Origin of the sequence: Pseudomonas umsongensis, assembly GCF_012647205.1 — a bacterium.
In the GTDB taxonomy this organism is placed as follows: Bacteria; Pseudomonadota; Gammaproteobacteria; order Pseudomonadales; family Pseudomonadaceae; genus Aquipseudomonas; species Aquipseudomonas umsongensis.
This window is the reverse complement of the sequence record NZ_CP051487.1, coordinates 6528848-6551337: the sequence shown is the minus strand read 5'-3', so window position 1 is coordinate 6551337 and position 22490 is coordinate 6528848. Positions and strand designations below refer to the sequence as shown.

Genomic DNA, 22490 nt, shown 5'->3' with positions numbered 1-22490 from the left:
GGCGCAGGAATACTATGCGCGCCATGCAAATACCTTCTGATCACCCACTGCTGTTACAAATCGTCGACGACCTGGCTACCCACGGTTGGTCGCAGCAGAATATTTTCCTGCCTCAGGATCTGACCCGAGCCTTGGCGGCTGAGTGCCGTAAACGTGCGGCCGAAGGTGAGTTGGCCCCGGCTGCCGTGGGTCGAGGGCCGTCGTCGGAGATTCGCGAGGGGATTCGCGGCGATCATATCCAGTGGATCGAGCCCGGCCAGGCCGAGGTCTGCGACAGCTATCTGGCGTTGATGGACAGCCTGCGCGAGGCGCTCAACCGTGGCCTGTTCCTGGGGCTGGAGGACTTTGAGAGTCATTTCGCGATGTACCCGCCTGGCGCTTTCTACCTCAAGCATGTCGACCGGTTCCGTGACGACGACCGGCGCATGGTGTCGGCGGTGGTCTACCTCAACGATGCCTGGCTGCCTGAGCAGGGTGGTCAGTTGCGCATGTACCTGGAAGAAGGTGCGCAATACGATGTAGTACCCATCGGTGGATGCCTGGTGGTATTCCTGTCGGGGGAGGTCCCCCATGAAGTCCTGCCTGCGAGCCGTGAGCGCCTGTCGTTGACCGGCTGGTTCCGGCGTCGAGGCAATGAGCCGTTCTGATCATGCAAAAGATACTGGTAAGCCGCTGCCTGCTGGGTCACCGCGTACGTTATGACGGCGGGGCCAGCGGGCCCTTCGATCAGTTGCAGCGGTGGATCGACGAAGGTCGGGTGGTGCCGTTGTGTCCGGAAGTTGCCGGTGGCCTGCCGACGCCACGGGCGGCGGCGGAAATTCCCGGTGGGCAGGGCGGCGAAGTACTCGATGGCCAGGCCGCGGTGATCACCACGGAAGGCGAGGATGTCAGTGCGCAGTTTCTGTCAGGGGCTTATCAAGCCCTTGAACTGGTGCAACAACACGACATACGCATTGCCGTGCTCAAGGCCAATAGCCCGTCGTGCGGCAATCTGCTGACCTATGACGGGACGTTCAGTGGAGTGAAAGTCACGGGCGAAGGGGTCACGGCGGCGCTGCTCAGGCGCCATGGGGTGCGGGTCTTCAGTGAGCTGGAACTCGCGAATGCGGCTCAGGCACTGGCAGCACTCGATTAACGACCCACACAAAACCACACAGGTTTGGCTTGCGACTCAGGGGTTCGGTGCCACTCCGGTATCCGGCCCCAGCCACTTCTTCTCCAGCGCCTCCAGCCGCCCATCCGCCTTGATCCGTTGCAGCGCGCTTTCCAGGCTGGCGTGAAACGCCGGGTTACCCTTCTGGAATGGAATCGACAAGTTCACTGCCTGGATGGCTTTCGGCTTTTGGTCTGTCAACGACTGCACCAGCAATATCGAGCGTGGCTCTTCTTTCTGCGCGATCAATTGCGCATTGGCCTTGATGTAAGGCTCGGTGAAATCGAAACGATCCGAAAGCGCCGGGGTCTGTGCAATGTGGTTGATGGCGATGTCGTATTTGCCACTTTCCACGCCGGCCAGCAAATCACTGGCATCTGTCACGACAAAGTCGGCGCGAACCTCCAGTTCGTTGGCCAGCAGTTGGCCCAACTCGACTTCGAAGCCCTTTAGATTGCCATCCTCCTTGAAACTGAAGGGGGGGGTATTAGCCTCAAGGGCAATGCGCAATTCACCGCGATCGTTCACGTCGTCAATCAGTTCGGCATGAGCCAACGGGCTCAAAAGGGGTAGCAGGCAGATCAGGCCAGGCAGAAAACGCATGGTCACTCCTTTGAAATCATTATCGCGACGCTCTGGATCAGGCTCGCTTTGCTATGGTTGTCGAGTGCCTTTCGACAACGATTGACCATGAAGTTGTGATGGTCACGCGAATTTTACGTAAAAACTGGAGAAGAGAATGAAAACCTTTATGTCACGTGCTGCACTGGCTGGTCTGCTGATGGGTGTTTCAGTGTTGGCCAGTGCAGCAACGCCAGCCCCGAAAGGTGCTGAAGTGTCCATTGTTTCTCCCAAAGATGATGCCACGGTCCCGCAGACGTTCGTGGTGAAGTTCGCTGTCGAGAACATCGCGTTGGCGCCAGCTGGCGATGCCACCAAAAACACGGGCCACCATCACCTGCTGATTGACGTGGACAAACTGCCGGCGGCTGGCCAGCCGATCCCGAACGATGCCAACCACCTGCACTTCGGCAAGGCGCAGACCCAGGCTGAAGTAACGCTGCCGCCGGGCAAGCATACCTTGCAGCTGGAGTTGGGCGACAGCGGTCACATGCCGTTCGACCCACCGATCGTCTCCGAGAAGATCACTGTAAACGTCAAATAAAAAAAGGGAGCCCCTTCGCAGGGGCTCCCTTTTTAATGCCGCACGCTGCTCTTAGAACAGAACGCGGCTACGAATGGTGCCGTTGACGTGTTGCAGTTTCTGTTGCGCCAGGTCCGAGTACTCGGCATCTACGTCGATCACCACGTAGCCGACTTTCTCGTTGGTCTGCAGGAACTGACCGGAAATGTTGATGCCGTTTTCGGCGAAGACCTTGTTGATCTCGCTCATTACGCCCGGGATGTTCTCGTGGATGTGCAGCAGGCGATGCTTGCCAGGGTGAGCCGGCAGGGCTACTTCCGGGAAGTTCACGGACGATACCGAAGTACCGTTGTCGCTGTACTTGACCAGTTTTTCTGCCACTTCCAGGCCGATGTTGGCCTGCGCTTCGGCGGTGGAACCACCGATGTGCGGCGTCAGGATCACGTTGTCCAGGCCACGCAGCGGGCTTTCGAACTCTTCGTCGTTGGAGCGTGGCTCCACCGGGAACACGTCGATGGCCGCGCCGATCAGGTGCTTGTCCTTGATCGCGTCCGCCAGGGCGTCCAGCTCGACCACGGTGCCGCGCGCGGCGTTGATCAGGATGCCGCCCTTCTTGATGGCGCGGATTTCCTTCTCGCCGATCATCCACTGGGTGGCAGCGGTTTCCGGTACGTGCAGGGTCACGATGTCGGACATGCCCAGCAGTTCGTGCAGGTTGCCGACCTGGGTGGCGTTACCCAGTGGCAGCTTGGTCACGGTGTCATAGAAGTACACCTGCATGCCCAGGCCTTCGGCCAGGACCGACAGCTGAGTACCGATCGAGCCGTAACCGACGATGCCCAGCTTCTTGCCGCGGATCTCGAAGGAGTTGGCCGCACTCTTGATCCAGCCACCACGGTGGCAGGAAGCGTTCTTCTCAGGGATACCGCGCAGCAACAGGATCGCTTCGGCCAGCACCAGCTCGGCAACGGAGCGGGTGTTGGAGTACGGCGCGTTGAACACCGCGATACCGCGTTCGCGGGCAGCGCTCAGGTCGACCTGGTTGGTGCCGATGCAGAAACACCCTACAGCTACGAGCTTCTTCGCGTGATCGAAGATCTCTTCGGTCAGTTGAGTGCGCGAGCGAATGCCGATGAAGTGAGCATCAGCGATCTTTTCCTTGAGCTGGGCTTCCGGCAGAGAACCTGTGAGGTACTCGATGCTGGTGTAGCCCGCCGCCTTGAGGACGTCGACAGCCGATTGGTGGACGCCTTCGAGAAGAAGGAACTTGATCTTGCTCTTATCGAGAGAAGTCTTGCTCATCTGCGTAAACCTGTATCCCGGAGAAAAATGGCAGGGAAGGGAGCAGCCCGGAGCTGACCCGCACGGCAAGAAAGCCGTCACCGCAGAACAGCCGTTGGGCACTATGCTGCGGGGTCGGTATGCTAGCATATGCACCCCGCTAAACACTCATTCCTGCGACGTGAAGCGTTCTCAGGATGACCATGAATTGTTCGAGAGTTCTGTCGATGACCAATCCTGCCCTGATTGATGAGCTGAAGACCCTGGTTGAGCCTGGCAAGGTGCTGACCGATGCCGACTCCCTGAATGCTTACGGTAAGGATTGGACCAAGCATTTCGCTCCGGCTCCGACCGCCATCGTGTTCCCCAAGACCACCGAACAGGTCCAGGCCATCGTCCTGTGGGCCAACAAACACAAGGTGGCGCTGGTGCCTTCCGGTGGCCGCACCGGCCTTTCCGCCGCCGCAGTGGCAGCCAATGGCGAAGTGGTCGTGTCCTTCGACTACATGAACCAGATCCTCGACGTGAACCTCACCGACCGCACTGCCGTTTGCCAGCCGGGCGTGGTCACCGAACATCTGCAGAACGTGGCCGAAGAAAAGGGCCTGTACTACCCGGTGGACTTCGCTTCGGCAGGTTCGAGCCAGATTGGCGGCAATATCGGCACCAATGCCGGCGGGATCAAGGTGATTCGCTACGGCATGACCCGTAACTGGGTGGCCGGCATGAAAGTCGTCACCGGCAAGGGCGACGTGCTGGAGCTGAACCGAGACCTGATCAAGAACGCCACCGGCTACGACATGCGCCAGCTCTTCATCGGCGCCGAAGGCACCCTGGGCTTCGTGGTGGAAGCGACCATGCGCCTGGATCGCGCGCCGAAAAATCTTACTGCCATGGTCCTCGGCACCGCCGATTTCGACTCGATCATGCCGGTGCTGCATGCCTTCCAAGGCAAGCTCGACCTGACCGCTTTCGAATTCTTCTCCGACAAGGCCCTGGCCAAGGTCATGGGCCGTGGTGATGTGCCGGCTCCGTTCGAAACCGATTGCCCGTTCTACGCGCTGCTGGAATTCGAAGCGACCACCGAAGAAGTGGCCAACCACGCCCTGGAAACGTTCGAGCACTGTGTCGAGCAGGGCTGGGTCCTGGACGGTGTGATGAGCCAGAGCGAAACCCAGTTGCAGAACCTGTGGAAACTGCGCGAATACATTTCCGAAACCATTTCCCACTGGACGCCGTACAAGAACGACATTTCGGTGACCGTGTCGAAAGTGCCGGCATTCCTCAAGGAAATCGACGCGATCGTCGGCGAACACTACCCAGACTTCGAAATCGTCTGGTTTGGTCACATCGGCGACGGCAACCTGCACTTGAATATTCTCAAGCCGGATAACTTGAGCAAGGACGAGTTCTTCGCCAAGTGCGCAACCGTCAACAAGTGGGTGTTCGAAACCGTCGAGAAGTACAACGGCTCGATTTCCGCCGAACACGGCGTGGGCATGACCAAGCGTGATTACCTGACCTACAGCCGCTCCCCGGTTGAGATCGAGTACATGAAAGCGGTCAAGGCGGTGTTCGACCCGAACGGGATCATGAACCCGGGCAAGATTTTCGCTGTTTGACTTTAAGAGCTACGAACCAGGAGTCGGTCCATGAGCTATCAGCACCAGTATGTCGACGGTACGCGTATTCACTTCCCGCTGGGGAAAGTGGTGTGCATCGGCCGTAACTACGCCGAACACGCCAAGGAACTGGACAACCCGGTGCCGACCGAGCCGCTGCTGTTCATCAAGCCGGGCAGTTGTGTGGTGCCGCTGGAAGGCGGTTTCAGCATTCCGACCGAGCGTGGCTCGGTGCATTACGAAGCGGAAATCGCCGTACTGATTGGCAAGCCGTTGTCGACCAAGCCCAGCGTTGAAGAAGTGCTGGACGCCATCTCCGGCTTCGCCCCGGCCCTGGACCTGACCCTGCGCGACAAGCAGGCCGAGCTGAAATCCAAGGGCCTGCCCTGGGAAATCGCCAAGTCCTTCGACGGCGCAGCAGTGATTGCCCCGTTCGTTTCCGGCAGCACCTTCGCCGACCTGACCGACATCGGCATCCGCCTGACCATCAACGGCGAAGTGCGCCAGGATGGCAACAGCAGTGCGATGCTCAACCCGATCGTGCCGATGATCCAGCACATGGCCGGTTGCTTTTCGCTACAGGCCGGTGACGTGATCCTCACTGGCACACCGGTGGGCGTGGGTCCGCTGAATGTCGGCGACGAGATCGTCCTGGAACTGCCGGGCGCAAGCAGCTTCACCAGCAGCGTTCGCTAAGCAACGCAAACCCTTTGTAGGAGCGAGCATGCTCGCGATGTACCTGAGATCGACGCGGGATGCCTGGTATCCAGCGTTATCGTTGGCGACCATCGCGAGCATGCTCGCTCCTACATTAGGGTGTGCGACTGCTCCTATCCCGCCATTTCCCGTTTTTTTCACATGATGTCTGGATAATTTCCACGGCTTTCGGCATCTGAGCCGGGCCCAATTGTGCTATTACCCCTAGCCTGAATTTCTGGAACGCATGCCCTGATGGCCACTCAACCAATCTCGTCGCTCAAACCTGCCCGTCGCTCGCGCTTTGCCCTGCGTTGGTATTCCTGGCTGTTGCTGCTGGTCGCCGCTGCCTACGGTTTGGCGTTTGCCATGCATTGGGATGACCGCGGCGTGCTCTGGGTGCTGGAGCGTTTTGAAAGCCCGGCCGAACGTCAGGGCAGCGTCTGGCTGCCGGACTATCATGCGGTGATCGACGCCAAGCCACTTCCGGGCATGGAAAAGGACGAGGCATCGGACGTCTCCTACGATGCCCAGACCAAAACCCTGTTTTCGGTAATGGGTAAGAACCCGTTCCTGGTCGAGTTGTCGCTGCAAGGCGATGTGCTGCGCAAAATGCCCTTGGTAGGCTGGAGCAATCCTGAAGGGGTAACAGCGCTGGGCAATGGAATGCTGGCCATTGTCGATGAGCGTGACCACCAGATCTCCCTCGTCAAGGTCGATGCCGGCACTCGCGAGCTGAACTTCGCTGATTTCCCGAAGTTCGACCTTGGCCCTTCGAAAGACCAGAACAAGGCGTTTGAGGCGGTCGTATGGGATGCGCGCAATCAGCAAATGCTGCTCGGCGAAGAGCGTCCGCCCGCGCTGTTCACCTGGAAAGGCGACGGCACGACGCTCAGCGGCGACAAGCAAAAGCTGGCCAGTGACGAGCTGGACATCCGCAACCTGTCTGCCCTTGCCATCGATCCGCGCACGGGCCACACCCTGGTGTTGTCCGCTGACTCCCACCTGTTGCTGGAGCTGGACGAGAAAGGCGAACAGGTCAGCTTCATGACCTTGCTGGGTGGCTTCAACGGCTTGAAAAAAACCATCCCACGGGCTGAAGGCGTGACCATGGATGAGGCCGGCACGATGTACATCGTGAGTGAGCCAAATCTGTTTTACCGTTTCGAAAAGCAGAAATAATCAACTTTTCGTGTAGGCTTTTTCGCCTCTGGTTGTAGGATCAGGCCAATGGCCATTAAGCTTCAGTTCAGGCAGGCGTGATATTTCATCCGCCTGTCCTGAAGCCGAGCCCGCCTGAATGCGCCGATTAGCCCGCCCCAAACCTCTGCTGTTGCTCCTGTCGGTGATTGCCCTGAGCGTATTGATCGCGTTCGGGCAGCATTTACGCCTGTTCGAGCGCACCTGGTTCAACCTGCGTACGCTCTGGCAGCCGATGAGCACCCAGTCCATCGGCCTGGATCAGTATCGGGTGGTGCTGGAGGGGCAGGTCATTGAAGGGCTGGACGATGATGTTTCAGCCTTGACCTACGACCCGGTGCGCAAAAGCCTGTTCACGGTCACCAATCAAAACTCCGAATTGATCGAGCTGTCGCTCGACGGCAGGATCTTGCGGCGCATCGCGTTGGTCGGTTTTGGTGATCCTGAAGCTGTCGAGTTCATCAGCGCCGACACCTACGTGATCACGGACGAGCGCCAGCAGCGCCTGATCAAGATCCATCTGGAGCATGACACCAGCTTTCTCGACGCTGCGGACGCGGAACAGATGACCCTCGGTGTGCACATGAGCGGCAACAAGGGGTTCGAAGGCTTGGCTTACGATTCGGTAGGCAAGCGCTTGTTTGTCGCCAAGGAGCGCGACCCGATGCTGATCTACGAAGTGCACGGCTTTCCGCATTTCAATCCGGAAAAGTCCTACGCGGTACATGTGGTCAACAATCCCAAGCGCGACGCCGGGATGTTTGTGCGGGATTTGTCGAGCCTGCAATACGACGAGCGCAGCGGGCACTTGCTGGCGCTGTCCGACGAGTCGCGGCTGATTCTGGAGCTGGATGTGGATGGTCGACCGCTGAGCACCATGTCACTGAACAAGGGTCGGCAAGGTCTGCAAAAGACCGTACCGCAAGCGGAAGGTATCGCCATGGACGACGACGGTACGATGTACCTGGTGAGTGAACCGAATCTGTTCTACGTCTTCAAGAAACCACCGCAGAACTAACAAACACCGCAAATCAACTGTGGGAGCGGGCTTGCTCGCGAATGCGGTGTGTCAGTGATATCTCTGTTGACTGGCACACCGCATTCGCGAGCAAGCCCGCTCCCACAAGGGGGCGTATGTTTTACTCGGCGCGCAGGGTCTTCACACCTTCGCTCGTGCCCAGCAACAACAGGTCTGCCGGGCGCGCCGCGAACAAGCCGTTGGTGACCACGCCGACGATCGCATTGATCTGCGACTCCAGTTCCACCGGATTGGTGATCTCCAGATTGAACACATCGAGGATGATGTTGCCGTTGTCGGTGACTACACCTTCACGGTAGACCGGATCACCGCCGAGTTTCACCAGCTGGCGGGCCACGTGGCTGCGGGCCATCGGGATCACTTCCACGGGCAGCGGGAAGGCGCCGAGGACGGGCACCAGTTTGCTGGCGTCGGCGATGCAGATGAAGGTCTTGGCCACGGCCGCGACGATTTTCTCACGGGTCAGGGCTGCGCCGCCGCCCTTGATCAGGTTCAGGTGCTCGTCGCTCTCGTCGGCGCCGTCGACGTAGAACTCCAGGTCGCTGACCGTATTGAGCTCATAGACCGGGATCCCGTGGCCCTTGAGGCGTGCGGCGGTGGCTTCGGAGCTGGCGACGGCGCCATCGAACGCGCCCTTGTGCTTGGCCAGGGCATCGATGAAGCAGTTGGCGGTGGAGCCGGTGCCGACCCCAACGATGCTCTTGTCGTCGAGTTTCGGGAGGATGAAGTCGACGGCGGCCTGGGCTACTGCCTGTTTGAGTTGATCCTGGGTCATGCGGGCTCCGAAGTGCCGAAGAGAGAACGAAAGGCTGGCATTATAGGCCTCGGGGCAGGGAAGGTCATTGTCCGATTGGCGGTCCGTGACTGTTCCCTGTAGGAGCGAGCATGCTCGCGATAGCCGTGAACGATAACGCATGAAACCAGGCACCCCGCAGCGCCTTTGGGTTTCTCGCGAGCATGCTCGCTCCTACAACAGGTGGTCGTGCGGCTAAAAGCCGGGTTAGACTCCTTGATCCTGCCCAACCCGCTCAGTGATGCTTTCCGATGCTTGAACAGTACGTCAAAAAGATCCTCACCTCGCGCGTTTATGACGTTGCCGTAGAAACCCCATTGCAGACTGCTCGCCAGCTCTCCGAGCGGCTGGGCAACGAGATTTTGCTCAAGCGTGAAGACTTGCAGCCCGTGTTCTCGTTCAAGATTCGCGGCGCCTACAACAAGCTGACGCAGCTGAGCGATGAAGAGCGCGCTCGCGGCGTGGTTACCGCTTCGGCGGGTAATCACGCGCAAGGCCTGGCCCTGGCGGCCAAGGTCCTGGGCGTGAAAGCCACCATCGTCATGCCCAAGACCACGCCCGAGATCAAGGTCGAAGGCGTGCGTTCGCGCGGTGGCAAAGTGGTGCTGCACGGCGATTCGTTTCCGGAGGCCCTGGCCTACTCGTTGAAACTGGTCGACGAAAAAGGCTACGTCTACATTCACCCCTACGACGATCCCCACACCATTGCCGGGCAGGGCACAGTGGCGATGGAAATCTTGCGCCAACACCCGGCGCCCCTGGATGCGATCTTCGTTCCAGTCGGTGGCGGCGGCCTGATCGCCGGTATCGCGGCGTACGTGAAGTATCTGCGGCCGGACATCAAGGTCATCGGTGTCGAGCCGGACGACTCCAATTGCCTGCAAGCCGCCATGGCGGCGGGTGAGCGTGTGGTATTGCCGACCGTGGGCATCTTCGCCGATGGCGTCGCGGTGGCCCAGATCGGCCAGCACACTTTTGATATCTGCAAAGACTACGTCGACGAAGTCATCACCGTCAGTACCGACGAAATCTGTGCGGCGATCAAGGACATCTACGACGATACCCGTTCGATCACCGAACCTGCCGGCGCCTTGGGCGTGGCCGGGATCAAGAAGTACGTCGAGTCCCGCGGCGTCACCGGACAGACCTTCGTGGCCATTGACTCCGGGGCCAACGTCAATTTTGACCGCCTGCGCCATGTCGCCGAGCGCGCTGAACTGGGCGAAGGCCGTGAAGCCATCATCGCCGTGACCATCCCTGAGCAGCCGGGGAGTTTCAAGGCGTTCTGCGAAGCCATCGGCAAGCGTCAGATCACCGAATTCAACTACCGCTACAACACTGGCAGCGAAGCGCACATCTTTGTCGGGGTACAGACTCATCCGGAAACCGACCCGCGTCGCGCGCTGATCGCCAGCCTGGGCGAGCAGGGCTTTCCGGTCGTCGACCTGACCGACAACGAACTGGCCAAGTTGCACATCCGCCACATGGTCGGCGGTCGCGCGGCGCATGTGGTCGATGAAGTGATCCTGCGCTTCGAATTCCCGGAGCGTCCGGGCGCGCTGTTCAACTTCCTCAACAAGCTCGGCGGGCGCTGGAACATTTCCATGTTCCACTATCGTAACCACGGTGCGGCCGATGGTCGTGTGGTCGCGGGCCTGCAGGTGCCCCATGAGGAGCGTCACCTGGTGCCGGCAGCACTGGAAGAAATTGGCTACCCGTTCTGGGACGAAACCGACAACCCGGCCTATCAGTTGTTTCTTGGCTGAGCGGCTACGCTGATGGGCAGGCCCTTAAGGAAATCGAACCATGGAAACGTTGACGGCCCTGAAAGCGGCGCACACGGTGGCGACGGTGGTGTTGCTGGTATGTGCGCTGGGCCTGGGGATTTGGGTCTGGCGAACCCGGCGTAACGGCGACGCGACAGCGGGCAGCCGTACGCTGCAACGGCCACGGGTGTTCGTCTGGCTGTTGATGGGGCTGGCATTGCTGAGCATGCCGTTTACCGGTTGGTGGATGGTGCACCTGGTGGGCTGGCCGTTGGGGCAGACCTGGTTGCTGGCTTCCAGTGTGCTTTACACCGTGGCGGCGCTGGCGTGGTTCTGGTTGTTGGTAAGGCTGAACAAGGTGCGCAAGACGCCGGGTGGGGTGGGCAGATTTACCTTTGCCTTGGCGTTGTTCAGTTTTGTCTGCTTTGTGGCGATTGCCGGGTTGATGGGCGCCAAACCGGTTTAACCCTTTAAACCGTATTGCCCCATTCGCGAGCAGGCTCGCTCCCACAAGGGAATTGTGTCGTTCACACATCCACTGTGGGAGCGAGCCTGCTCGCGAAGGCAATATCAGCCGCGCAGACTGATTACTGGCCAGCCCCGCTTCTCGGCCTCGGCGCGCAAGTTCGGATCCGGATCGACCGCCACCGGGTTCGCCACCTGCTCCAGCAACGCCAGGTCATTCATCGAGTCGCTATAAAAGTAGCTGTCCTCGAGGTTGTGCCCGGTTTCTTCCAGCCAGCGATTGAGCCTTGTCACCTTGCCTTCACGGAAGCACGGTACATCGGTACTGCGCCCGGTGTACCGGCCGTCCTGCATTTCGCATTCGGTGGCGATCAGGGTCTCGACGCCCAGGCGCGCGGCAATCGGGCCGGTCACGAAGCGGTTGGTGGCGGTGATGATCACCAGTTTGTCGCCGGCATCGCGGTGTTGGGCCAGCAACTCGATCGCCTTGGGCAGCAGGATCGGTTCGATGCAGTCGCGCATGTAGTCGCTGTGCCATAGATCCAGTGTGGCCATCTCGGTACGGCCGAGCACTTCCAGGCAGAAGTTCAGGTAGGCGTCGTTATCGAGCTTGCCAGCCAGGTAGTCCTGGTAGAACTCATCGTTACGGGCCTTGTAGGCGACGGCGTCGAGGAAGCCGCGTTCACAAAGGTAATCGCCCCAGGCATGGTCACTGTCGCCGCCCAGAAGCGTGTTGTCCAAGTCGAATAAAGCCAGCCGCATTGCAGTTACTCGCTGAAAAGTCTGTAGAAAGGCGTCCAGAATACGGACTTTTCACAAGAGTGCACATAACGTAGGCCGGCGCGTTGCTGCCTTAACAACCTTTGTGGAACAATGCGATGACATGCGTTTGCGAGGTTGTTGCCGTGATCGACCCCGATGGTTTCCGTCCTAATGTCGGGATCATTCTCACGAATGATGCCGGCCAGGTGCTATGGGCTCGCCGTATCAATCAAGATGCCTGGCAGTTTCCTCAAGGCGGGATCAACCCCCAGGAGACGCCGGAAGACGCCTTGTACCGCGAGCTGAACGAAGAAGTGGGCCTGGAGCGCGAAGATGTTGAAATACTCGCCTGCACTCGGGGCTGGTTGCGCTATCGTTTGCCGCAACGTCTGGTCAGGACGCACAGCCAACCGCTGTGCATCGGCCAGAAGCAGAAATGGTTTCTCCTGCGCCTGATCTCCAATGAGCAGCGGGTGCGGATGGATTTGACCGGTAAACCGGAATTCGATGGCTGGCGCTGGGTCAGTTATTGGTATCCGTTGGGCCAGGTGGTGACATTCAAGCGCGAGGTGTATCGACGCGCCCTCAAAGAGCTTGCCCCGCGCCTTTTAGCGCGCGACTGACGACGGAGTTCGACCCCGAGCCATGCTCAATACGCTGCGCAAGATCGTCCAGGAAGTTAACTCCGCCAAGGATCTCAAGGCGGCGTTGGGGATTATTGTGTTGCGCGTCAAAGAGGCCATGGGCAGCCAGGTCTGCTCGGTCTACCTGCTTGATCCCGAGACCAACCGCTTTGTGTTGATGGCTACCGAGGGCTTGAACAAGCGCTCGATTGGCAAGGTCAGCATGGCGCCCAATGAAGGTCTGGTGGGTTTGGTCGGCACGCGTGAAGAACCCCTGAACCTCGAAAACGCCGCGGATCACCCGCGCTACCGCTACTTCGCCGAAACTGGTGAAGAGCGCTACGCTTCGTTCCTCGGGGCGCCAATCATCCACCACCGCCGTGTCGTCGGTGTGTTGGTTATCCAGCAAAAAGAGCGCCGCCAGTTCGATGAAGGCGAAGAAGCCTTCCTCGTGACCATGAGCGCGCAACTCGCCGGGGTTATCGCCCACGCCGAGGCCACCGGTTCGATCCGTGGCCTGGGCCGGCAGGGCAAGGGTATCCAGGAAGCCAAGTTCATCGGCGTGCCGGGCTCGCCCGGCGCGGCGGTCGGTACGGCGGTGGTCATGCTGCCGCCGGCCGACCTGGACGTGGTGCCCGACAAGACCATCACCGACATCGAAGCGGAACTGGGTCTGTTCAAGACCGCCATCGAAGGTGTGCGCGCTGACATGCGTGCGTTGTCCGCCAAGCTCGCCACGCAATTGCGCCCGGAAGAGCGCGCGTTGTTCGACGTCTACCTGATGATGCTCGACGATGCGGCGCTTGGCAGCGAAGTGACCACCGTGATCAAGACCGGGCAGTGGGCCCAGGGCGCGTTGCGCCAAGTGGTCACCGATCACGTCAACCGCTTCGAATTGATGGACGACGCTTACTTGCGTGAGCGTGCGTCGGACGTCAAGGACCTCGGTCGTCGCCTGCTCGCTTATTTGCAGGAAGAGCGCCAGCAAACCCTGGTCTATCCCGACAACACCATCCTGGTCAGCGAGGAACTGACGCCGGCCATGCTCGGCGAGGTTCCGGAAAACAAGCTGGTGGGCCTGGTTTCGGTGCTTGGCTCCGGTAACTCCCACGTTGCGATCCTTGCCCGGGCCATGGGCATTCCAACGGTGATGGGCCTGGTGGACCTGCCGTATTCCAAGGTCGACGGCATAGGCATGATCGTCGACGGTCACCGCGGCGAGGTCTACACCAACCCCAGCGACGTGCTGCGCAAGCAGTTCGCCGAGGTGGTCGAAGAAGAAAAGCAACTGGCCCTCGGGCTGGATGCGCTGCGCGATCTGCCGTGCATCACGGTCGATGGCCACCGCATGCCGCTCTGGGTCAACACCGGCCTGTTGGCGGATGTGGCGCGCGCGCAAAAGCGCGGGGCCGAAGGCGTAGGTCTGTACCGCACCGAAGTGCCGTTCATGATCAACCAGCGCTTCCCGAGTGAAAAGGAACAGCTGGCGATCTACCGCGAACAGCTGGCCGCTTTTCACCCACAGCCAGTGACCATGCGTACCTTGGACATCGGCGGCGACAAGTCGCTGTCGTACTTCCCGATCAAGGAAGACAACCCGTTCCTCGGCTGGCGCGGCATTCGTGTCACCCTCGACCACCCGGAAATCTTCCTGGTGCAGACCCGCGCCATGCTCAAGGCCAGTGAAGGCTTGAACAACCTGCGGATTCTGCTGCCGATGATCTCCGGTACCCATGAGCTGGAAGAAGCCCTGCACCTGATCCACCGGGCCTGGGGCGAGGTTCGCGACGAAGGTTGCGACGTGCCGATGCCACCGATTGGCGTGATGATCGAGATTCCGGCAGCGGTGTACCAGACCAAGGAGCTGGCGCGACAGGTGGACTTCCTGTCGGTGGGTTCCAACGACCTGACCCAGTATCTGTTGGCCGTGGACCGTAACAACCCGCGAGTAGCCGACCTGTACGACTACCTGCACCCGGCGGTGCTGCAAGCCCTGCAAACCGTAGTGCGTGACGCCCATGCCGAAGGCAAGCCAGTGAGTATCTGCGGCGAGATGGCCGGTGACCCGGCGGCGGCGGTGCTATTGATGGCGATGGGTTTCGACAGCTTGTCGATGAACGCCACCAACTTGCCGAAGGTGAAGTGGATGCTGCGCCAGATCAACTTGAGCAAGGCCAAGCAGCTGCTCGCCGAACTGATGACCATCGACAACCCGCAAGTTATCCACAGCTCGCTGCAATTGGCGCTGAAGAACCTGGGGTTGGCACGGATGATCAATCCGGCGGCGATCAAGCCTCTCTGAATTGGCGACACCCCCTTCGCGAGCAAGCCCGCTCCCACATTTAACCGTATTTCAAATGTGGGAGCGGGCTTGCTCGCGAAGAGGGTCGCACGAATAACGCAACACTAAAGCCGAATATCCACTTCCCCAAGATGCCCGCCAAACGGCCCAAAACTCCGTTCGACCAAATGCCGCGAGCCATCCGCCCGCACAATCAACGCCGTACTCGCCCGCGTCCCATAACTCTGGCTGGCAATAAACACACTCGACAGCAGCGTCTCGGTGGCCAACCCCACTCCGGTGTCCGGCAGGTCTGCAAACGGCGCTTGCTGTGAATCGCCGAGCAAGGCCAGCAAAGAGTGCGGTTGCGGATCATCCAGTACCTCGCCTAGTGCCGCCTTGGCCCTGAGCAGTTTCGGCCACGGCGTATCCAGCCCGGCGTTCGACAGGCCGTAGATCCCCGGCGGTAGCATCACCGCTTCCGATTCCCGCGCATTGAAATGCCACAACTCATTGGCGTTGCCGATCAGTAAGTTAAATCCGCCATATTCAGGCGAACGGGCGACAACGTCGGCTAAATAGTCATCAATTGGCACATCTTTGGTGAGGAATCCCGCCACTAACTCACCGCGAGACCGGCGCCCTGGCGGTCGATGCGGATCGCGGATGTTGGTCAGCGCCGCAAAGCGCCCGTTGACGCCGACACCGAGCCAGGTTCCTCCCGCCTCCAGGTCTCGCCCGGCGTGCACCTGGGGGGCCTCGGGCCATTGCGCCAGTGGCAGGCTGGGGCGGGCATAAAATTCGTCGCGGTTAGCCGCCACGATCAGCGGTTGGGCGTGGCCCGGTCGCCAAGCAAAAACAATCAGGCACATAAGGTGATCCTTGTGTGTTTTTTTCCCACTCTACGCAGTCATCGTGCGGGTATCCATCGCCATCCAGTGGAGCCCGAGGCCATGCATCCGTTACCATGCCGCTCCGATTTTGGGGTTGGGAGGGGAAAAGCATGGAATTTCTGCTCTATCTGGCGCTCGGCGCCTGTGCCGGAGTGCTGGCCGGGCTGTTCGGCGTGGGGGGCGGAATCATCATTGTCCCGGTGCTGGTATTCAGCTTCAAGGCGCAGGGGTTTGATCCGTCGATCCTCACGCACCTGGCCGTAGGCACCTCGCTGGCGACGATTATCTTTACCTCGGTCAACGCCATTCGGGAGCACCATCGCCGTGGAGCGGTACGCTGGCCAATTTTTGCGTGGATGACCCTGGGCATTCTGATCGGTGCGGGTTTTGGCGCGCTGACTGCCGAAGCGATCTCCGGGCCCAACCTGCAAAAGATCATCGGCGTGTTTGCCTTGGTCATTGCTGCGCAGCTGGCGTTGGAACTCAAGCCCAAGGCCAGTCGAACGGTGCCGGGTAAACTCGGTCTGACCGTAGCCGGCAGCGTAATTGGCTGGGCTTCTGCGATTTTCGGGATTGGCGGCGGGTCACTGACCGTGCCGTTCCTGACCTGGCGCAGCGTGCCGATGCAGCAAGCGGTCGCTACGTCCTCTGCCTGCGGCCTGCCGATTGCGCTGTCCAGTGCATTATTTTTCATGATTCTGGGCTGGCACGATCCGTTGCTTCCGGCCCATAGTCTCGGTTTCATTTATTTGCCGGCGCTGTTGGGCATTGCCCTGACCAGCATGGTCTTCGCCCGCTTCGGCGCGCGACTGGCGCACAATCTGTCGCCAAGGTTGCTGAAAAGACTGTTTGCCGCTTTGCTGTTTGGCGTTGGCCTGAAGTTTCTAGTCTGAAGCATCTGCTCTGACGCACGACACAATCCTGGCTTAATCCTGAGGTGACAGCGTCGCCCGGGAATTGATTTGAACTCATGAGGAGTCGCAATGCTGCCTTACCCGCAGATCGACCCGGTGGCCTTGGCCATCGGTCCGCTGAAAATCCACTGGTACGGGTTGATGTACCTGATCGGCATCGGCGGCGCCTGGCTGCTGGCGTCGCGCCGGCTGAACCGTTTCGACCCGACCTGGAACAAGGAGAAGCTCTCCGACATGGTGTTCTGGATGTCGATGGGGGTGATTGTCGGTGGTCGCCTGGGTTATGTGCTGTTCTACGATTTGAGTGCTTATATCGCCAACCCGCTGTTGATCTTTGAAGTGTGGAAGGGCGGGATGTCGTTCCACGGCGGGTTCATCGGCGTGATGTTGGCAGCCTTGTGGTTCGGTAAAAAGAACAACAAGTCGTTTTTCCAGCTGATGGACTTCGTCGCGCCGATGGTGCCGATCGGCCTGGGCGCCGGGCGGATCGGCAATTTCATCAATGCCGAGCTGTGGGGCAAGGCTACCGATGTGCCGTGGGCGATGGTCTTCCCGACTGATCCGGCACAATTGGCACGTCACCCGTCGCAGCTGTATCAGTTTGCGCTCGAAGGCGTCGCGCTGTTCCTGATCCTGTGGCTGTTCTCGCGCAAACCACGGCCGACCATGGCGGTATCGGGGATGTTCGCGCTGTTCTATGGCATCTTCCGTTTCATTGTCGAGTTCGTCCGCGTACCGGATGCGCAACTGGGCTATCTGGCCTGGAACTGGCTGACCATGGGCCAGGTGCTCTGCGTGCCGATGATCGTTGGCGGGCTGTTCCTGATCTGGCTGGCGTATCACCGCGCCCCGGCGACTCCAGCGGCTGCCGTATAAAATTCGAACCCCGTAGCGATGCTGCGGGTTTCAAGGACACAGGTAATTCATGAAGCAATATCTCGAACTGGTCGCCCACGTCATCAAGAACGGCACCAAACAGGCCAACCGCACTGGCGTGAACACCATCAGTTTTCCGGGCGCCATGCTGCGTTACGACCTGCAGGAAGGTTTCCCGGCGATCACCACGCGCAAGATGGCCTTCAAATCCGCCATCGGCGAGATGTGCGGGTTTCTGCGTGGCGTGAACAATGCCGCGCAATTCCGTGCGTTGGGCTGCAAGGTCTGGGACCAGAACGCCAATGAAAACGCCCAGTGGCTGGCCAACCCGTTCCGCCAGGGTGAAGACGACCTCGGCGAGATCTACGGCGTGCAATGGCGTAAATGGCCGGCGTACAAGCAGATCCCGGTCAGCAACCCGGCCGCCATCGAACAAACCCTGAAGCAGGGTTATCGCCAGATTGCCGAAGGTGAAGAAGATGGACAGGCCTATGTGGTGTTGTACAAGGCCATCGATCAGGTTCGCCAGTGCGTCGACACCATCATCAAGGACCCGGGCAGCCGCCGTATCCTGTTTCACGGCTGGAACGTCGCGCAGCTCGATGAAATGGCCCTGCCGCCTTGCCACCTGCTGTACCAGTTCCACCCGAATGTCGAGACCAGGGAGATTTCCCTGACGCTCTACATTCGTTCGAACGACTTGGGCCTGGGCACGCCTTTCAACCTCACCGAAGGCGCCGCGCTGCTAAGCCTGATCGGTCGCCTGACCGGCTACACGCCGCGCTGGTTCACCTATTTCATCGGCGACGCCCACGTCTATGAAAACCACCTGGACATGCTCAACGAACAGCTCAAGCGCGAGCCGTTCCCGATGCCCAAACTGGTGATTTCCGACCGCGTACCGGAGTTTGCCAAGACGGGTGTTTACCAGCCGGAGTGGCTGGAACTGGTGGAACCGAGTGATTTCTCGCTGGAAGGCTATGAACACCATGCGCCGATGACCGCGCCAATGGCGGTCTGAAGCCTGCCGTCAGATCGTTCCCACGCTCTGCGTGGGAATGCCGCCATGGACGCTCCGCGTCCACTGTGACGCGGAGCGTCACGGGATGCATTCCCACGCGGAGCATGGGAACGATCCTCTACTACTAATGGCCGTGGCTACGGCCGACATGTGAATGCTCAACTTCGGTCGCCACAACCCCGCCACTCACTTCCAGCCTCTGCAAAATCCCGCATTGATCAACATCCGGCCCTTCGCCACAGCGTTGGCGCAGGTCGAGCAGTTGTGTCTGCAACGCCAGCAAACCATCGATCCGCGCCTTGACGTGATGGATATGCTCGTCGATCAGCGCATTCACGCTTTCACATTGATCCTGCGGACTGTCGCGAAAGGCCAGCAGGCTGCGAATTTCTTCAAGGGTCATGTCGAGGGTGCGGCAGTTGCGGATGAAGGTCAGGCGTTCAGCGTGGGCCTGGGTATAGACCCGGTAGTTGCCGTCGCTGCGGGCCGGCTCCGGCAGCAGGTTCTCGCGTTCGTAGTAGCGAATGGTTTCCACGGCGCAGTCAGTGAGTTTGGCCAGCTCTCCAATCTTCATCACGGCAATCTCCAAATAGGTGCTTGACCCTATAGTGGCTACAGGGTCTTTACTTGGCAACAGGCACCTTCAAGGACGCGACCCGATGAGCGACTCCCTTCACACCCACAAACCCGAGGCTGATCACGATCACAGCCATAAATTTCAGCCTGCGCACAAACATGAGCATGGCGGCCCCGGGGATTCCTGCTGTTCCGCCAAAGTGGCGGCGCCGTCGCTGATCAAGTTGAACGAAACGCCGACCGCCAACTCGCGGCTTAGCAGCTTCCGCATCGAGGCCATGGATTGCCCGACCGAGCAAACGCTGATCCAGAACAAACTCGGCAAACTGGCGGGTGTGCAGCAGCTGGAATTCAACCTGATCAACCGTGTGCTCGGCGTAACCCACGACTTGCCAGGCACTGCACCGATCATCGACGCCATCAAGTCCCTCGGCATGCAAGCCGAGCCGCTGGAGCAGGGTGTTGAAGCGCCCGCCCCGGCGCCGGTGAAAAAGCCCTGGTGGCCATTGGCGTTATCGGGTCTGGGTGCGCTGGTGGCCGAAGTGATTCACTTCACCAGTGCTGCACCGAACTGGGTGGTGGCGGTCATCGCTCTGGTCTCGATCCTCAGTGGCGGCCTCGCAACCTACAAGAAGGGCTGGATTGCCCTGAAGAACCTCAACCTGAACATCAACGCCTTGATGAGCATTGCGGTGACCGGTGCAATCCTGATCGGGCAATGGCCGGAAGCAGCGATGGTGATGTTCCTGTTTACCGTGGCCGAGCTGATCGAAGCCAAGTCGCTGGACCGGGCGCGCAATGCAATCAGCGGCCTGATGCAGATGGCGCCGGAGCAGGCCACGGTGTTGCAAGCCGATGGCCGCTGGATTGCGCAAAACGTCAAGTCCATCGAACTCGGCGCACGGGTGCGGGTACGCCCCGGTGAGCGGATTGGCCTGGACGGTGAAGTGGTGTCGGGCAGTTCGACCATCAACCAGGCACCGATCACGGGTGAAAGCCTGCCGGTGGAGAAAACCGTTGGCGACAAGGTATTCGCAGGCACCATCAATCAGGCCGGTTCCCTGGAATATGCCGTGACTGCTGAAGCGAACCATTCGACGCTGGCGCGGATCATTCACGCCGTCGAACAGGCTCAAGGCGCGCGGGCGCCGACCCAGCGCTTCGTTGACCGCTTCTCGAAAATATACACCCCGGCGGTGTTTGTCCTGGCCCTGGCGGTGGCGGTGATTCCACCGCTGTTCATGAATGCGCTTTGGTTTGACTGGATCTACCGCGCGCTGGTCCTGCTGGTTGTCGCCTGTCCTTGTGCCTTGGTGATTTCCACGCCGGTGACCATCGTCAGCGGCCTCGCGGCGGCGGCGCGCAAAGGTATTCTGGTGAAGGGCGGTGTTTATCTGGAGGGTGGCTACAAGCTCGACTATCTGGCGCTGGACAAGACCGGCACGATTACCCACGGCAAGCCGGTGCAGACTGATTATCTGGAGCTTGATCCCAAGGCCGATGCCTCGGTGCCGGCAATTGCCGCAGCACTGGCCGGTCGATCGGATCACCCGGTGTCGTTGGCCATCGCCAATGCCGCTGTGGATAAACAACACCCGCTGTTGATTGTGGATAACTTCGAGGCGCTGGCCGGGCGTGGAGTGCGCGGTGACATCAACGGCCAAACCTATCACTTGGGCAACCATCGGCTGGTCGAAGACCTGAACCTGTGCTCACCGGAGCTGGAAGAGACGCTGTTCGCGCTGGAAAAACAGGGTAAATCCGTAGTGCTGCTACTCGATTCATCCGGCCCATTGGCGCTGTTTGCCGTGGCCGACACAGTGAAGGAGTCCAGTCGCGAAGCGATCCAGCAACTACATGACCTGGGCATCAAGACCCTGATGCTGACCGGCGACAATTTCTACACCGCCGAGGCGATTGCCGCGCAGGTTGGCATCGACCAGGCACAAGGGGATCTGCTGCCCTCTGATAAATTGCAAGCCATCGAAGCACTGTATGCTCAGGGCCATAACGTTGGCATGGTCGGTGACGGCATCAACGATGCGCCCGCACTGGCGCGCGCCGAAATTGGTTTCGCCATGGCTGCCGCTGGCACAGACACGGCAATCGAAACCGCCGATGTCGCCCTGATGGACGACGATCTGCGCAAAATTCCGACTTTCATTCGTCTGTCGCGACAAACCTCGAGCATCCTCAAGCAGAACATTGCCCTGGCATTGGTCATCAAGGCGATCTTTCTTGGGGTAACCTTCGCCGGGCTCGCCACCATGTGGATGGCGGTGTTCGCTGACATGGGTGTGAGCCTGTTGGTGGTGTTCAATGGCTTGCGCCTGCTGCGCAAATAAACGATGAGGGACAGTTGTGCTGAGTGCCGAGCTGAAGGCGTTTTACATGGTCGCCCGCCTGGGCAGCATCACCCTGGCAGCGAAAAAGCTCGGTTTGAGCCAACCCACGGTGACCACCCAGATTCGCAACCTGGAAAGCCAGTACTCAGTTGAGTTGTTCTACCGGGGCGGCCGTCGCCTGAGCGTCAGCGATGAGGGCGCGCGGCTGTTGCCGATGGTCAAGGGACTGCTGCAACAGGAAGCCGACATCGAGTTCTTCCTGCGTAACAGCGGGCAGGTCCAGGGCATGTTGCGCATCGCCGCTACGGCGCCGTACTACATCCTCGACTTGGTGAAAACCTTCCGCGAACGCCTGCCGCAGGTGGAGGTGTCGGTGGAAATCGGCAACTCCCAGCAGGTGCTCGAAGCTTTGGAGGAGTACCGGGTGGATGTTGCGGCATCTTCGCAGTTGCTGGAGGATGCGCGGCTGATTCGACGGGTGCTGGGCAGCGATCCGCTGGTGCTGGCGGTGCATCGCAATCATCCACTGGCGGTCCACGATCACGTGCCGCTGGGCGCATTGGCAGGGCACACATTGTTGATGCGAGAACCGGGTTCGACCACCCGGCGTTTGACCGAAGAGTTGCTCGCCAGCGCCGGTGTCGGTTTCGGGCCGCTGCTGGAGATTGGCAGCCGCGAATCGATCCGTGAGGCGGTGTTGCGCAATATCGGCATCAGCATTATTGCCCGCCAGGAAGTGCCGCATGATCCGCAACTGCGCGTGCTGACCATCGAGAATGCGCCGCAGATTCCGGAGTACCTGTACTGCCTCAAGGAGCGAAAAAACGCGCGGTTGCCAGCGGCGTTTCTGGGGGTGGCGCAGGAAATGTCCCCTGCCTGAATCTCTGGTGTCTATGCCGACCTCTTCGCGAGCAGGCTCGCTCCCACAGGGGCGTGCGGTCAACTGTGGGAGCGAGCCTGCTCGCGAAGAGGTCAGTCCAGGCAACCAAAATCCTTGAATACCACTATCGGCGGTTTTTGCCTCACTGCCACATGACGGA

22 protein-coding genes are annotated in these 22490 nt (G+C 59.9%); 16 read left to right on the top strand and 6 right to left on the bottom strand.

Going from position 1 to position 22490, the window contains the following annotated elements; translation table 11 throughout:
- The first annotated feature begins 14 nt into the window (after positions 1-14).
- Together HGP31_RS29730 and HGP31_RS29725 are read left to right on the top strand one after the other, a co-directional pair.
- A complete protein-coding gene (locus HGP31_RS29730; RefSeq protein ID WP_020797311.1) occupies positions 15-647 on the top strand; it encodes a 2OG-Fe(II) oxygenase in 633 nt (210 codons plus the stop codon).
- 2 nt (positions 648-649) lie between these two features.
- Positions 650-1135 (top strand): 2-thiouracil desulfurase family protein, encoded by a 486-nt coding sequence (locus HGP31_RS29725; RefSeq protein ID WP_020797312.1) that lies wholly within the window; start codon positions 650-652, stop codon positions 1133-1135.
- 36 nt (positions 1136-1171) lie between these two features.
- Here the strand turns inward: HGP31_RS29725 and HGP31_RS29720 are convergent, their stop codons facing one another.
- A complete protein-coding gene (locus HGP31_RS29720) occupies positions 1172-1756 on the bottom strand; it encodes a transporter substrate-binding domain-containing protein (RefSeq protein ID WP_151143699.1) in 585 nt (194 codons plus the stop codon).
- 136 nt (positions 1757-1892) lie between these two features.
- Here HGP31_RS29720 and HGP31_RS29715 point away from each other — a divergent pair, with 136 nt between their 5' ends.
- Complete coding sequence (locus HGP31_RS29715) at positions 1893-2318, top strand: DUF4399 domain-containing protein (protein ID WP_020797314.1); 426 nt, start codon at positions 1893-1895, stop codon at positions 2316-2318.
- Positions 2319-2369: 51 nt separating this feature from the next.
- On the opposite strand, the gene serA is transcribed toward HGP31_RS29715, so the two are convergent.
- Positions 2370-3599, bottom strand: coding sequence for a phosphoglycerate dehydrogenase (gene serA / locus HGP31_RS29710; protein WP_020797315.1), 1230 nt, complete (start codon positions 3597-3599; stop codon positions 2370-2372).
- Positions 3600-3805: 206 nt separating this feature from the next.
- Here serA and HGP31_RS29705 point away from each other — a divergent pair, with 206 nt between their 5' ends.
- The 4 genes from HGP31_RS29705 to HGP31_RS29690 all read left to right on the top strand — a co-directional run bounded on the left by HGP31_RS29705 (position 3806) and on the right by HGP31_RS29690 (position 8114).
- Complete coding sequence (locus HGP31_RS29705) at positions 3806-5200, top strand: FAD-binding oxidoreductase (RefSeq protein WP_033041948.1); 1395 nt, start codon at positions 3806-3808, stop codon at positions 5198-5200.
- Between the two features lie 30 nt (positions 5201-5230).
- Complete coding sequence (locus HGP31_RS29700) at positions 5231-5896, top strand: fumarylacetoacetate hydrolase family protein (RefSeq protein ID WP_020797317.1); 666 nt, start codon at positions 5231-5233, stop codon at positions 5894-5896.
- Between the two features lie 255 nt (positions 5897-6151).
- Positions 6152-7078, top strand: a complete 927-nt coding sequence (locus HGP31_RS29695) for an SdiA-regulated domain-containing protein (protein WP_168759093.1) — start codon at positions 6152-6154, stop codon at positions 7076-7078.
- A 118-nt stretch (positions 7079-7196) separates the two neighbouring features.
- Complete coding sequence (locus HGP31_RS29690; RefSeq protein ID WP_020797319.1) at positions 7197-8114, top strand: SdiA-regulated domain-containing protein; 918 nt, start codon at positions 7197-7199, stop codon at positions 8112-8114.
- 121 nt (positions 8115-8235) lie between these two features.
- Here the strand turns inward: HGP31_RS29690 and rpiA are convergent, their stop codons facing one another.
- A complete protein-coding gene (gene rpiA, locus HGP31_RS29685) occupies positions 8236-8910 on the bottom strand; it encodes a ribose-5-phosphate isomerase RpiA (protein ID WP_020797320.1) in 675 nt (224 codons plus the stop codon).
- A gap of 269 nt (positions 8911-9179) precedes the next feature.
- Here rpiA and ilvA point away from each other — a divergent pair, with 269 nt between their 5' ends.
- Both ilvA and HGP31_RS29675 read left to right on the top strand, forming a co-directional pair.
- Positions 9180-10694 carry a threonine ammonia-lyase, biosynthetic gene (gene ilvA / locus HGP31_RS29680; RefSeq protein ID WP_020797322.1) on the top strand — a complete coding sequence of 505 codons (1515 nt, stop codon included), beginning with the start codon at positions 9180-9182 and terminating at the stop codon, positions 10692-10694.
- A 40-nt stretch (positions 10695-10734) separates the two neighbouring features.
- Positions 10735-11160 (top strand): DUF2269 domain-containing protein, encoded by a 426-nt coding sequence (locus tag HGP31_RS29675; RefSeq protein ID WP_020797323.1) that lies wholly within the window; start codon positions 10735-10737, stop codon positions 11158-11160.
- Between the two features lie 104 nt (positions 11161-11264).
- On the opposite strand, the gene HGP31_RS29670 is transcribed toward HGP31_RS29675, so the two are convergent.
- The gene (locus HGP31_RS29670; RefSeq protein ID WP_020797324.1) at positions 11265-11921 is read right to left on the bottom strand and encodes a histidinol-phosphatase; all 657 of its coding nucleotides are present in this window, start codon (positions 11919-11921) and stop codon (positions 11265-11267) included.
- Between the two features lie 143 nt (positions 11922-12064).
- Here HGP31_RS29670 and HGP31_RS29665 point away from each other — a divergent pair, with 143 nt between their 5' ends.
- Together HGP31_RS29665 and ptsP are read left to right on the top strand one after the other, a co-directional pair.
- Positions 12065-12544 carry an RNA pyrophosphohydrolase gene (locus HGP31_RS29665; protein ID WP_007897732.1) on the top strand — a complete coding sequence of 160 codons (480 nt, stop codon included), beginning with the start codon at positions 12065-12067 and terminating at the stop codon, positions 12542-12544.
- A gap of 22 nt (positions 12545-12566) precedes the next feature.
- Positions 12567-14846, top strand: a complete 2280-nt coding sequence (gene ptsP, locus HGP31_RS29660) for a phosphoenolpyruvate--protein phosphotransferase (RefSeq protein ID WP_020797325.1) — start codon at positions 12567-12569, stop codon at positions 14844-14846.
- A gap of 104 nt (positions 14847-14950) precedes the next feature.
- On the opposite strand, the gene HGP31_RS29655 is transcribed toward ptsP, so the two are convergent.
- Positions 14951-15697, bottom strand: a complete 747-nt coding sequence (locus HGP31_RS29655; protein ID WP_168759092.1) for an NRDE family protein — start codon at positions 15695-15697, stop codon at positions 14951-14953.
- A gap of 131 nt (positions 15698-15828) precedes the next feature.
- On the opposite strand from HGP31_RS29655, the gene HGP31_RS29650 reads away from it, so the two are divergent.
- The 3 genes from HGP31_RS29650 (at position 15829) to HGP31_RS29640 (ending at position 18529) form a co-directional block, all read left to right on the top strand.
- Positions 15829-16611: a sulfite exporter TauE/SafE family protein gene (locus tag HGP31_RS29650; protein WP_020797327.1), complete on the top strand. Its 783-nt coding sequence runs from the start codon at positions 15829-15831 to the stop codon at positions 16609-16611.
- Positions 16612-16701: 90 nt separating this feature from the next.
- Positions 16702-17508 (top strand): prolipoprotein diacylglyceryl transferase, encoded by an 807-nt coding sequence (gene lgt, locus HGP31_RS29645; RefSeq protein WP_033041945.1) that lies wholly within the window; start codon positions 16702-16704, stop codon positions 17506-17508.
- A 49-nt stretch (positions 17509-17557) separates the two neighbouring features.
- A complete protein-coding gene (locus tag HGP31_RS29640) occupies positions 17558-18529 on the top strand; it encodes a thymidylate synthase (RefSeq protein ID WP_020797329.1) in 972 nt (323 codons plus the stop codon).
- Between the two features lie 124 nt (positions 18530-18653).
- Here the strand turns inward: HGP31_RS29640 and cadR are convergent, their stop codons facing one another.
- The gene (gene cadR, locus HGP31_RS29635; RefSeq protein ID WP_020797330.1) at positions 18654-19103 is read right to left on the bottom strand and encodes a Cd(II)/Pb(II)-responsive transcriptional regulator; all 450 of its coding nucleotides are present in this window, start codon (positions 19101-19103) and stop codon (positions 18654-18656) included.
- An 85-nt stretch (positions 19104-19188) separates the two neighbouring features.
- On the opposite strand from cadR, the gene HGP31_RS29630 reads away from it, so the two are divergent.
- Both HGP31_RS29630 and HGP31_RS29625 read left to right on the top strand, forming a co-directional pair.
- A complete protein-coding gene (locus HGP31_RS29630) occupies positions 19189-21450 on the top strand; it encodes a heavy metal translocating P-type ATPase (RefSeq protein ID WP_168759091.1) in 2262 nt (753 codons plus the stop codon).
- Positions 21451-21466: 16 nt separating this feature from the next.
- A complete protein-coding gene (locus tag HGP31_RS29625; RefSeq protein ID WP_168759090.1) occupies positions 21467-22330 on the top strand; it encodes a LysR family transcriptional regulator in 864 nt (287 codons plus the stop codon).
- Positions 22331-22490: the final 160 nt, after the last annotated feature.